The 12,288-nt window shown below is 58.2% G+C and carries 11 protein-coding genes and 1 pseudogene; 9 read left to right on the top strand and 3 right to left on the bottom strand.

All coding sequences use genetic code 11. The features are described from left to right. Window positions 1–72: 72 nt before the first annotated feature. The 3 genes and pseudogenes from AC1DNI_RS11335 to AC1DNI_RS11325 all read left to right on the top strand — a co-directional run. Window positions 73–1,794, top strand: coding sequence for a type I secretion system permease/ATPase (locus AC1DNI_RS11335; protein WP_091922524.1), 1,722 nt, complete (start codon window positions 73–75; stop codon window positions 1,792–1,794). A gap of 4 nt (window positions 1,795–1,798) precedes the next feature. Then, on the top strand, window positions 1,799–3,238 hold the full coding sequence (locus tag AC1DNI_RS11330) for an HlyD family type I secretion periplasmic adaptor subunit (protein WP_477691909.1): 1,440 nt from the start codon (window positions 1,799–1,801) through the stop codon (window positions 3,236–3,238). A 95-nt stretch (window positions 3,239–3,333) separates the two neighbouring features. After that, window positions 3,334–3,591, top strand: a pseudogene (locus tag AC1DNI_RS11325) (transposase); the annotation flags it as partial. Window positions 3,592–3,632: 41 nt separating this feature from the next. Here the strand turns inward: AC1DNI_RS11325 and AC1DNI_RS11320 are convergent. Together AC1DNI_RS11320 and AC1DNI_RS11315 are read right to left on the bottom strand one after the other, a co-directional pair. Beyond that, complete coding sequence (locus AC1DNI_RS11320) at window positions 3,633–4,406, bottom strand: LuxR C-terminal-related transcriptional regulator (RefSeq protein ID WP_153667628.1); 774 nt, start codon at window positions 4,404–4,406, stop codon at window positions 3,633–3,635. Between the two features lie 145 nt (window positions 4,407–4,551). Then, window positions 4,552–4,755 carry a hypothetical protein gene (locus AC1DNI_RS11315; RefSeq protein WP_091922528.1) on the bottom strand — a complete coding sequence of 68 codons (204 nt, stop codon included), beginning with the start codon at window positions 4,753–4,755 and terminating at the stop codon, window positions 4,552–4,554. 380 nt (window positions 4,756–5,135) lie between these two features. On the opposite strand from AC1DNI_RS11315, the gene AC1DNI_RS11310 reads away from it, so the two are divergent. The 5 genes from AC1DNI_RS11310 to AC1DNI_RS11290 are packed head-to-tail and all read left to right on the top strand — an operon-like array spanning window position 5,136 to window position 10,786. Next, a complete protein-coding gene (locus tag AC1DNI_RS11310; protein ID WP_477691908.1) occupies window positions 5,136–6,068 on the top strand; it encodes an SMP-30/gluconolactonase/LRE family protein in 933 nt (310 codons plus the stop codon). A 47-nt stretch (window positions 6,069–6,115) separates the two neighbouring features. Then, window positions 6,116–7,240 carry a sugar ABC transporter substrate-binding protein gene (locus AC1DNI_RS11305; protein WP_370645607.1) on the top strand — a complete coding sequence of 375 codons (1,125 nt, stop codon included), beginning with the start codon at window positions 6,116–6,118 and terminating at the stop codon, window positions 7,238–7,240. Between the two features lie 59 nt (window positions 7,241–7,299). Next, entirely contained in the window at window positions 7,300–8,826 is a 1,527-nt protein-coding gene (locus AC1DNI_RS11300) for a sugar ABC transporter ATP-binding protein (RefSeq protein ID WP_197030367.1), read from the top strand. Continuing rightward, the gene (locus AC1DNI_RS11295) at window positions 8,823–9,803 is read left to right on the top strand and encodes an ABC transporter permease (RefSeq protein WP_477691907.1); all 981 of its coding nucleotides are present in this window, start codon (window positions 8,823–8,825) and stop codon (window positions 9,801–9,803) included. The genes AC1DNI_RS11300 and AC1DNI_RS11295 overlap by 4 nt, the downstream gene beginning before the upstream one ends. After that, on the top strand, window positions 9,800–10,786 hold the full coding sequence (locus AC1DNI_RS11290) for an ABC transporter permease (protein WP_091922532.1): 987 nt from the start codon (window positions 9,800–9,802) through the stop codon (window positions 10,784–10,786). The genes AC1DNI_RS11295 and AC1DNI_RS11290 overlap by 4 nt, the downstream gene beginning before the upstream one ends. A 17-nt stretch (window positions 10,787–10,803) precedes the next feature. Here the strand turns inward: AC1DNI_RS11290 and AC1DNI_RS11285 are convergent, their stop codons facing one another. Then, window positions 10,804–11,133, bottom strand: coding sequence for a hypothetical protein (locus AC1DNI_RS11285; protein ID WP_477691906.1), 330 nt, complete (start codon window positions 11,131–11,133; stop codon window positions 10,804–10,806). Window positions 11,134–11,914: 781 nt separating this feature from the next. Here AC1DNI_RS11285 and AC1DNI_RS11280 point away from each other — a divergent pair. Beyond that, window positions 11,915–12,241 carry a DUF982 domain-containing protein gene (locus AC1DNI_RS11280; RefSeq protein ID WP_477691905.1) on the top strand — a complete coding sequence of 109 codons (327 nt, stop codon included), beginning with the start codon at window positions 11,915–11,917 and terminating at the stop codon, window positions 12,239–12,241. Window positions 12,242–12,288: the final 47 nt, after the last annotated feature.

The following is a 12,288-nucleotide window of genomic DNA, read 5'->3' as shown; positions in this document are numbered from 1 at the left end:
GCGATCCTGCCTCTCCGAATGGTGTGACCACGCGTCTGCCTTGTCAGTACCCTGCGTATTGAGACCCCGATAATGACAACGAATCTCACACAATCCCAGCGCCAACCGACGCATCTGGTCCTCGCGCTCCGCGCCTGCGCCGGAGCTTTCGGGCTCGTCTTCGTCTATAGTTGCGGCTACAACCTTTTCCTGCTGGCCCCCTCGGTCTACCTCCTGCAAATCTACGATCGCGTGCTGTCGAGCCGTAGTGCCGACACGCTGGTGATGCTGACGCTGATCATTGCGGCAGCCGTGGTTGTGGGTTCAGCGCTCGATATCGTGCGACGCGCCGCGCTGTCGCGGATCGGCAGCTGGCTCGATCATCGGCTTCGTCCGATGGTACTGACAGCGTCATTCGAATACGCCGCGCGCGCCGATACCGGAACAGCCACCGATTGCTATCGCGATCTTGCGTCGCTGCGCCAGTTTCTCGATTCCCCCGCAAGCGCTCTGCTCTTCGATGTGCCCTGGGCGCCAGTATTCCTGCTTCTGCTCTTCATGGTGCACCCTTTGCTTGGCGCCATCGGCCTCGTAAGCGCCGTATCGCTGCTGCTGCTTGCGCTGCTGACGGAGTTTGCGACACGCGAACCTCTGGCGCATGCGAATTTTGCGCTCGCACGCAGCTATTCCAAATTCGCAACCGCCCTTAAATATATACAGGTCATCCGCTCGATGGGCATGCAAGACGGCGCAGCGCAAATCGTCTATCGCGACGCCGAACTTGCCCGCAAGGCGCAGGACAGCGCCATGCACCGGACGGAAATCATCCTGGCATTTTCGAAATCGATCCGTACGCTGACGCAGATCCTGGTCATGGGCGCTGCCACCTGGCTTGTTCTTGAAGCCAATAGCAGCCCCGGCATCATCTTCGTCGCGAGCCTTCTGCTTGGCCGCGGGCTCGCGCCGGTCGAAGGGGCAATAGGCGCATGGCGGTCATTTGCCTTTGCCCGCAATGCCTTCAACCGGTTGAACAGAATGCTCATCGCCGTCCAGTCCGGCACCGATGCCCGCATCGTGCCGGTACCGGAATCGAGCGGCCTCGTACTCGACAATGTTGGCTACAAGCTGCCGTTCAAGGAAAAGAACCTGCTGGAGGGCGTGAATCTTCGCCTAGCACCCGGCGATTGTGTCGCCTTGATCGGTGCGTCGGGTTCCGGCAAATCCACCCTTGGCCGCATCATGGCAGGCGTCCTGCAGCCGACCAACGGTTGCGCGCTTCTCGGAGGCGTCGATATATCGGCGCTGCGGCTTTGCGGCGGGGCCGGGCATATCGGCTATCTTCCGCAGGATATCGAACTCTTTGGCGGTGCCATCAGGGACGTGATCGGGCGCCTTGACGGTGGCGACGCCAGCAAGGCCATCGAAGCGGCAAAACTTGTCGGGTTGCACGACACGATCATGCGGCTGCCGCAGGGCTACGATACTGATATCGGCGACGGCGGTGCCTTGCTGCTGCGCGCGCAGCGCCAGCAACTTGGATTGGCGCGCGCTGCCTACGGCAATCCCTCATTGGTCGTGCTCGACGATCCGAACTCGAGCCTCGATTTTGACGGTGAGCGCGTATTGTTCAACGCCATCGAGCGGATGAAGGCGCGCCGGATGACTGTCGTCATCATCACCCACCGCATGGGGCTGCTGCCCGTGACCAACAAGATTGCGATCATGCGTAATGGGACGGTCGACGCCTTCGGCGACAGCGACCACATCTACGACACCTATCTCCAGCCGCCGTCACCGGCAGGGACACAAGGATAGAGCCATGGCCCTCGTTCAATCCGAGATTCCGTCACGTATGACCGGAGCACTGAGCGTGATGCGCCGGACCGCTCTAGCCGGCACGAGTCTCAAAAGGCTTCTCAGCTATTCGCCACAAGGCTCACAGGTCAATGCCCTGTTGGCTGCGCCGTCACCCATGTCACGGCTCCGCAGGGTCGCCCTAGTCGGCAACCTCCTGATCGGGGTCTTCATCATCGGCTTCGGCACATGGTCGATTTTCGCACCGCTCAAAAGCGCAGCGATCGCATCCGGGCTGGTCGAGCCAGAGTCGAGCCGCAAGACCATCCAGCATCTGGAGGGCGGCATCGTACGCCAGATCCTCGTCAAGAACGGCGATGCGGTAAAGGCCGGGCAGGTACTCTTCCAGCTTGACGACACCAAATCGCGTTCAGAGCGCGACAGCCTCCAGGGCCAGCTCTGGGATGCCAAGGCGAGTCACGCTCGCCTGCTCGCGGAGCAAAAGAACCTCGACCGCGTCGTGTACCCCATCGATCTTGAAGAGGTTCGCCACAACAACCCATCGGTTGATGGCATCCTCAGCGGTCAACAGCGGATCTTCGAGACGCGTAAACAGGTCCTCCAATCCGAAATTGCGATCACGCAAAAGAAGATGGAGCAGGTGCAGGAGGAAATCACCGGGCTTACGGCGCAAAAGGCCGCGCTGACGGAACGGGTCGAGATCGCCAGACAGGAACTAGAGACGGTGACTCCGCTCGCGATAAAGGGCCTTGAGCGCAAGAGCCGGCTACTCGTTCTTGGCCGGGAAAAAGCCGATCTCGATGGTCAGTTCGGCGAGGTCACCGCGCAGATTTCCCGCGCCTATCAGGTCATCAGCGAAAGCCAGGCATATCTTGTGAAGCTCGAGAGCGATCGCCTCAACGAGGTTTCGCAAGGCATGCGCGACACCGAAACGCAGATTTTGCAGCTGAGTGAACGCCTGCGTGCCATCGACGATCAATTGACGCGGACCTCGATCCGCGCGCCGGAAGACGGCACGATAATGGATTTACGTGTCCATACGACGGGCGGCGTCATCGGTGAGGGGCAACCCTTGGTCGACCTCGTGCCGCGTGAAGACAAGCTTGTCGTCTCGGCGCGGGTGCGGCCGGAAGACATCAACGTCGTCCATCCGGGCCTGCAGGCGCAAGTCCACCTGCTTCCCTACAATCAACGCCGCGTCCCGCTACTCAAGGGTATCGTCGAATACGTTTCAGCCGACCGTCTTGTCGACAAGCAGACGAGCCAACCCTATTACGCCGCGACCATCCGGGTGACCGACGAACGGCTGGCGAAGATGCGCGATGTGGAGCTCGTTCCGGGCATGCCTGCCCAGGCTCTCATCGAGACCGGCGAAAACAGCGTTGCATTCTATGCGCTGCGTCCCCTCATCGACAGCTTCCACCGCGCGTTCCGCGAAGACTGATATGGGCGTGGGACGGATCAATTCGGGCGGAACACCATGCCGGGTTGTTCCGCCGCATCCGCTTCGTCGTCAGCGGCCATCGAAGGATCGTATCGATGGGTAAGAGAAAGTTCGACGACGATCAAATCACAGGCATTCTGAAAGAACACCAGGCCGGAACGACGGTGGCCGAGGTTTGCCACCGGCACGGTATCAGTGAGCCGACATTCTATCGCTGGCAGTCATTGCAGTTCAAGAATGTCGGGTTCGACGCCAGAAGACTGAAAGCATTGGAAGAAGAAAACCAGAAGCTCAAGAAACTGCTCGCCGAGACCATGCTGGCCGCGGCGACGCTGAGTGAAATGCTGGAGAAGACCTCACGCGGAAATGCCTAGAACCGATTCTACACAAAGCCTCAATTGGCTCTGACGTCCTGGTCTGCCATCGCCCTTTGGCCAAGGCGGGCAACGACTTCCGTACGGTTCTGGACCTGCAACTTGCGCATGATGTGCTGCAGATGCATTTTGACTGTGTGGCCCGACAGGTTGAGTTTGCCAGCGATCACCTTGTTGGGGTGTCCACACTGCAATTCTGCAAGTACGTCCGCCTCGCGCGGCGTGAAATCGGCTATCGTCAGATAGTCGGTATTGACGCTGATCACCTTGCGCGGCTCGTCTGCAGGCCCGCTGGGCGCGATGATTGCGCGACTGCGCGAAGGTGAGGCAACAAGCGGATGCGGGTAAAACACGCCGCCCGCTAATACAAGGCGCATGCCCGCGAGCGCAACATCGAGTGGAATGGATGTGGTGAAATAACCACGAATGCCCATTTCGAGCGCCTGCGAAGCCACGAACGTATCGTCTGTATTTGATAGAAGTGCGATAGAGGCTTCTGGGAAACGTTCCCTGATTGCGTCGAGATCGTCGTTGAGGCTGGTACTGTCCAGTGTCCGGCCGGCAAGGTCGAGTGCGATAAGCCGCACGTCCATTCCGAGAGCACTATCGAGAGTCTCTATTGAGACCATATCGATAAAGTCCCAGCCAGCGAGCTCATGTTCGAGAAGTCTGACTATTGTCGTCCTTGCCAGTGTATGTTGCTCTATGACGATTACAGTCGGCGCATTACGCGCCTTACGGCGTTTTGTGTCAGAGTTAATGGACACTTGCAGCCCCCCTTGGATTTTTTGCAATCCATTTGCAACACATATTATTCCCGTTCGTGCGTCATGTCATGATAAAAAGGGGATTAACTCCAATCTGGACATAGGTATGCCTCCATAGGGCTATATCCTTTGGCTGATATCCAATGGTGCGGGCGGTTTCCCGGTTGTTGCGTCAGTGCCAGTTTCTGTTATTGCGCGCGCCGTGAAGGCTCGCCTGATTGCTGGTTCGCAGGCCGCAATCGTAATAGCCCGAAGCACATGAGCGTTCCGTCCGCCACATCGCGTTATAACGCGCGCGCCAATCGCCTTTGGCACTGCTGCAGCCCATTAGCAGGCAAGCTGTAATGAGCGCGGCGATGGCTCTTGCGACTGTCATTCATTTCTCCTTGCCCTTGGAATGGGCTTGTCTCGGGGGGCACGGAACGTGGTAACGCGCTGTATACAGCCTATGCAACTTATAATCGTAAAGACAGGCGTTCCGGCTAACAAAGTCTTGGGCTCTCGATGACGCATATGTTATCTTAGATATAAAATCTCTATTCAGGGGTGGGACGTGTCGCCGGCCGTTACCCGAAAACAATGCTGATAGAACCCGCTACCGCTTGCAACTGCGAGCGTGTTGCGCGCGACAGAATTTCGCTGTCCGGGCGACGCGCGGGCGAGCGCCATGTCGTGAGATGCCTCATGGCGGCATGAGAGGGAAAGGTTAAGGCGTCTCGCGTCCAGCGAGGCTAACCGGCACGGGAGGGCCGGCGCATGGGAGTTGAACAACATTTTCTATCGGAAGATGAACGCGGCTTTGCGGGATTCTTTCCTGAGCATGCCAAGCTCGAGCAGATCGCAACCGGTCTTGTCTGGGCCGAGGGGCCCGTGTGGCTGAATGATATCCAGGAACTGCGCTTCTCAGATATCCCCAACAACCGGATGATGACATGGTCAGAAACAAAGGGCGTGCGGGTTTTCAGGCAGCCTTCGCAACGTGCCAATGGCCACACGCTCGACCGCGACGGCGCAATGGTATCCTGCGAGCACGGCGGGCGTTGTGTCAGTCGAACCGGCAGGGATGGCGCGTATGAGGTTCTTGCCACCCACTGGCAGGGCAAGCGGCTGAATTCGCCGAACGACGTTGTGGTCAAGTCCGACGGCTCGATATGGTTCACCGACCCGCCCTATGGGATCATTTCGGATTACGAGGGCATACGGGCCGACCGCGAGATCGACGGCAACAATGTCTATCGCATCGATCCTGATACCCGCGCCGTGGAATTGGTGGCCGATGATTTCGACAGGCCCAACGGACTTGCCTTTTCGCCCGACGAGAGCGTCCTTTACATCGCGGATTCGGGCCGGGCCGGCGGATTTGGTTTCGGCTTCGATGACACGCGCCCGCATCATGTACGCGCATTGGATGTCGTCGACGGCCGCAAGCTTGGAAAAAGCCGGGTTGTCGCGGTTATCGACATAGTGCCGGACGGATTGCGTGTCGATACGGAGGGCCTTCTCTGGATATCCGCCGCGGACGGCGTCCATTGCTATACGCCGGCGGGCGAAAGGCTCGGCCGCGTTCTGGTCCCGGAGGTAGTCGCCAACCTGACGTTTGGCGGACCGTCCAAATCACGCCTTTTTATAACGGCGACGAGTTCAGTCTACGCGGTGGAGACCAGGAGACAGGGAGTACAGGCACCGTAATCGGCAGACAACGACAATAAATCAACGGAGGAGGAGCAGAAATGAGCATGATTCTAAAGAGCATGATGATTTCGACAGCGGTCAGTCTGATGATGAGTGTATCCGCCTATGCTGCAGGCCCCGAGGTCGTAAAAGGCCCAAGCAAGGATGCCGAATGCTTCAAGCCGCAAACGTCCGAGACCAAGTTTTTCCAGTGGCCCAAGAAAGAAGGTCCCTATCGCATAGCCCTGGCCAATGGATTTATCGGCAATACCTGGCGCATCCAGATGATCCAGACCGCCAAAGCCTATGCCGCCCTGCCCGAAGTCAAAGCCAAGTTGAAGGAATTCAAGGTCGTATCGACCGGGGATGATGTCGCCGCACAGATTGCTGCCGTCGATAATTTCATCAACTCCGGCTACGATGCGATTGTCGTCAACGCGCAGAATCCGACCGCCTTCAAACCGGTAATCAAGCGCGCCAATGCCGCCGGCGTCGTACTCGTTGCATTCGACAACACGCTCGACACGGATGAAGCCGTCAATGTGAATGTCGATCAGAAGGGCCTCGGTGAACTGTGGGGCAATTGGCTGGTCAAGAATGTGCCAGGCAACAAGGGCAAACTCCTGGAAGTGCGCGGGGTCACCGGTACATCGGTCGACCGTGATCGCCACGAGGGCATCCAGGAAGTCCTGAAGAAGTCCGGCGGTCAATGGGAAACGGTCGAGGTGGTCGGCCGCTGGGATGACGGCACCGCCCAGAAGGTCGTTGCCGATGCCATCGCGGTCCACAAGCATTTCGACGGTGTGTCGGTACAGGGCGGCTCGACAGGTACGGTCCGCGCCATGATTGACGCGAAGCATCCGTTCGTTCCCGTCGGCGGCGAAACCGAGAATGGTTTCCGCAAACTATGCGCTGAACATTCGAAGGATGGGCTGAAATGCACTTCCGCCGGTACCGGGCCGGCCCAGGTCGCGGTTGCCATCAAGACGGCCATAGCTGCGCTCGAGGGCGAGGTCGTGCCGCAGTCGATCTCGCTGCCACTGTCGATTGTCGAGGACCCGAACTTCAAGGACGGCGACAGCTACTATGCGAAGGAGAGCGACAACTTCTTCGTCGGCAATTCCTTCCCGACCTGCGGGATCAACTTCTCGGCGCAGGAGATCATGGGCCAGACGAAGGCCGACCAGTAAGCGGCACCAACCGGGGCGCATTCGCGCCCCGGTATACTCGCGTCTTGGAGGAGGATGACGTGTCGCAACCCGCGCCCATTCTGGAAATGAAGCATGTCTCGAAAAGCTATGGTGGCATAGCGGCCTTGAGCGAGGTGGATTTCGTTGCCTATCCCGGCGAGATTCACGCCATTCTCGGCGAGAACGGCGCAGGGAAATCGACGCTGATAAAGATTGCCGCCGGTGTGACAGACCCGAGTGAAGGCGAACTCTACGTGGAAGGAAAGCGGGTGGATTTCCGCAACCCGACCGAGGCAATGGCGGCGGGCGTGGTCTGCGTCTTTCAGGAATTGTCGCTGCTCCCCGATATGACTGTCGCTGACAATCTTTCAATCGTTTCACCGCCGATGCGGGCAGGTTTGATCGATGCGCGCGCACAACGCGAAAGGGCGCGTGAACTTTTGGCGATGATCGGCTGCGACGACATCCACCCGCTCGAACTCGTGCGCAACCTTCCCTTGTCGCGCCGGCAGATGGTCGAGATTGCCAAGGCTTTGGCAAAACGGCCAAAGCTTTTGATTCTGGACGAAGCGACCTCGGCACTCACTGCGGCCGACGTGGAACGTGTCTATGCGATTATCCGCAAACTGCGTTCCGAAGGCGTTGGCATCCTTTACGTGTCGCACCGCATGCATGAAATTACGGCGCTTGCCGATTGCGCGACGGTTTTCCGTAATGGACGCAAGATCGAGACGTTTGGCATCGGCGAGCGCTCGATGGACGCCATCGTCCAGATGATGATCGGCCGTGAACTCACCCACCACTATCCCGAAAAGCCCGCCGCCGATCTTTCGGCGCCCGTGGCTCTGTCGGTTCGTAACCTTTCCTGGGCGGAGCAATTGAAGGACATCTCTCTCGACGTTCGCAAGGGCGAGATCGTCGGGCTGGGCGGGCTCGATGGCCAAGGCCAGCGCTCGCTGCTTTTTGCATTGTTTGGCGTTTTGAAGGGCGTATCCGGAACAGTTGAGGTTCTAGGCAAGCAGCAACGGCTGTCCGGCCCGCGCGCGGCCCTGAGGGCAGGGCTGCCGCTCGCCCTCATTCCGGAAGACAGGAAAACAGAAGGGCTGATGCTGCCGATGAACATTCGCGACAACATAAGCCTTGCTTCGCTGTCGCGGTTCCAAAAAGGGCTTCGCTTTGACCGCAGCGCAGAACATGCGGCGGTCGAGCAGATGATCAGGAGCCTGAAGATCAAGGTCAGCGATCTAGCGGCCGCCGTCAGCACGCTTTCCGGCGGCAACCAGCAAAAGGTCGTGCTGGCGAAATGGCTCATGACCGGGCCGGGGATCATTCTCTTGAACGATCCGACCCGTGGCATTGACGTTGGCACCAAGCAGGAAATCTACAAGCTGCTGCGCGATCTTGCCGATAGCGGCGTCGCAATCCTCTACTACTCGACCGATTACGCCGAGCTCATCGGCTGCTGCGACCGGGTGCTGGTGATGTATGGCGGCAGGATAGCGCGCGAACTTTTCGGCCGCGATCTCAACGAGCGAAATATCATCGAGACAGCGCTGAACGTGAATGGCAAGGAGCAGGCCGCATGAGCAATCTTCGCCATCATATCTCGCATAATGCCGGTCTCCTGGGCGCGATTGCACTCTTCATTTTGATGTTCACCATATACACCTCGAATCATCCGGTCGGCCTCAATGCCGCTGTTGCCGCAACGGCGGCAAACAAGGCGGTGCTGCTCGCACTTGTTGCCATGGCCCAGACCCTGCCGGTGTTGACGCGCGGGCTCGATCTTTCTGTCGGGATGATATTCATCCTTGCCAATTGCCTCGCCTCGGCGATCGTGGTCGGCACATTGGGCGAGGGGCTGCTCGGTGCTGTGGCCGTCCTTGCCGTCGGGGCCGCGGCCGGTTTCCTCAATGGTGCCATCGTCGTCTGGGGCAGGCTTCAGCCTATCATCACCACCCTCGCAACGGGTGCGATTTATTACGGCATCGCGCTTTACATCAGACCGGGCCCCGGCGGAGATGTGCAGTCCGACCTTGCGGATTTTGCCACCGGCCAGCTTTTCGGAGTGATTCCGACCGCATTGGTTATTCTCCTGGTCGTTGTCGTGCTGGTCTGGTTGCCCTATCGCAGCTCGGTTCTCGGCCGCGCGGCCTATGCCGTGGGTTCAAATGAGCAAGCGGCGTATATGTCGGGCGTGCCGGTCCAACGCGCCAAACTGCTTGCCTATACGCTCGCGGGTTTTCTCGCCGCACTTGGCGGCCTGATGCTGACCTTCAACACCTATTCGGGAGAGGCATCCGCGCCGATAGCCGGCTCCTATACGCTGAACTCGATCGCTTCTGTTGTCATCGGCGGAACGTCGCTCTTTGGCGGATGGGGATCCGCCATCGGCTCCATTTTCGGGGCATTCGTGCTGCGCACAATCGAGGACCTGCTTTTCGTCTTCAATCTCGATCCGCTCTGGCAGCCATTGTTTCAGGGCGTCGTGCTTCTTGCTGCCGTCAGCCTCGGCGCCATCCGCGTGCTGCGCATTCGCAACCGGCTGGAGCTTTTCGCATGAACGACCAGAAGCTTCAGGCCGGCACTGTCCCGATCCTCCGGTTTACACTCGACCGCTCCGTCATCATTGCGTTCGGCTGCATCGTCTTGATGCTGCTTGGCGGCGCACTCTACTCGCGCGAGTTTCTTTCTCCGGAGTATCTCCTACAGCAACTGCAGATCAGCGCGTTTCTTGGTATTATCGCCTCCGGCGCAATGATGGTCATTCTCATCGGACACATCGATCTGTCGATACCCTGGACAGTTACGCTCGGAGCCATGATGGCCACGGCCGTCGCCGGCTGGTTCGGCGACATCGGCAATGTCGTCGCCATACCGGTCGGCGTCCTTTGCGGCGCGCTTGTCGGCCTGCTGAACGGACTCGGCGTCGCCTATTTGCGATTGCCGTCGATGATCTTCACGTTGGGCATGAACGCGGTCGTCCAGGGTCTCATGGTGCTGCACACTGGCGGCTTCGCACCGCAGGATCATGCAACCGACGCGATGCATTTCATGGCAGTCGGGCGCTTGTTCTTCGGCTTTCCCAACGCGCTTTTCATCTGGATCATCGTCGGCGGGTTCACCACCTATCTTCTGACCCGAACCGCCTTCGGGCGCCGGGTCTATGCGGTCGGCAATCGCGAATCGGCGGCATATCTTTCGGGCGTGAACACCAATGGCGTCATCATCTGGTGTTTCGTGCTCTCGGGTGCCGCGGCGGCTTTTGCAGGTGTTTTACTGGCCGGCTATTCGACCAAGGCCTATCAGGCGATGGGAGACCCCTATCTCCTGCCGGCCATTGCCGCCGTTGTGCTTGGCGGAACAAATATCCTTGGCGGCAAGGGCAACTATCTCGGCACGATCGCCGGCGTTATCCTGATAACGCTGCTGCAATCGATCCTAGCTGTGATGCAAATGCCGGAGGCAGGTCGCCAGATCATCTACGGCGTCGTCATTCTTGTCATGCTGCTCGGTTATGGACGTGGCGAGATCGACCGGAAATAATCAATGAAACAACGTGACTAGCGGTTGTATTCCTCGACGAGGCTGTCGACCTTGGCCTCCCCATCTGCGAGAAGTTTGATGCAGTCACCGCGCTCTACCCGAGTTGCGGGTTTGATGGTGCCGTTCTTCAGACCGCTATCGAGATCTGCAACGTCCTGCATACTGTAGGTTGTGTTTGATTCCAGCCGTTCGATCCAGCGCCGGGTCGAGTCACGCTTCGACCTGTATAGCGGATCGCCACATGCATAGGACAATCTGAGCAGGTCGAACTGGGCCTGCATGACGGCATCACCCTTGTCCACCTTGCCAGTAGTCAGGGCCAAGCCCAGCAGTACCGTTATCAGCATGCGCAAGTCCCCCGAGTCACGCGTTTTCACAGAACGCTAACCTAGGGGTAAAAGCCGAACAACCTAATCGGATGAGTGATGCGCGGCTACATCCAAAGTACTAAATGGCAGGTGTGACCAAACAGAGTGAGGCCCAGATGGCCACACAGCGTTTGATTGCCATGGACGATACTGGGCCTCGATCGGGATATCTGAAACGGGTTCAAATAACGCTCCCGACACTACAATAACGCAGAAACCAGACATCGGTTGCGCATTTAGAGCTATTTGGAAAAAAATGAGGCTCGACGATGCGCCACTCATGTCGATGGCAATCGTCGAGCCTCCATGGGCCGGGGGAGGGCTTAAATCTACCCTGATACTTTCGATTTAGGCTGTCAAATCACATTCCGGTACAGATCACCGGAAATTGTCACTTCCGACCGTGACCGTGGCTCCACCGCTTGACCAGATAAACCAGTGTTCCGGTCCAGGCTACTGCCGTAAGCATCGCCAGGATGAGAGCAAAGTGACTGTTCATTGCTGCATAAGTCCTTCTTCAATGGAGCGGGCCGAATATCAGCAAACGTTCTTGGAGCCAACCCCTTTGTGAACGCGATCTTTCCGACTCACAAAATTGTCATGCCATGCAATCCACTAATCAAACGCATTTCAACTGCTTTGGTTCAATGCGAACTGAATTCTACTGTAAGTAGATCTTATAGGGTCCCAGGGAGCCTCCGGAACCATTCCTATTGGCCCGCATTCTTGTGTTATGCGTGATCAATCCTTTGAACATGTAATGATCAAATCACCGCGCTCCGGCACAATAATGAATGTGTCTTCGGTTAAGCAGGCTGCGGACCTGTTGAAGCATTGCTGGACGAAACAATGCGGCCCGCTCTACGAAGAAGCGAAAGCCGTCTGTGCCAAGGCTTTGGAAGGTGAAGCGACCGCAAGAGCGGCTCGTTTCGCATTCGTTGAAGCAGCCAAGGAAGTCGATGCGTTCGTCGAGGAAAAGACCGAAGCGTCAGCCGCCCACCGTTCCGCCAACGACAAGGTGAATGCCGCGGCCTTTTCGGTTGAGGACGAGGCCGCCCAGCCTCACCATCACGATCGGGCAAGGTGATTAATTCAACAGGACGGCGAGGCGGACACCCTCTTCGCCGACTTTCG

This window comes from Phyllobacterium sp. 01N428, assembly GCF_056399405.1.
This window is presented reverse-complemented; position numbering and strand designations above follow the sequence as displayed.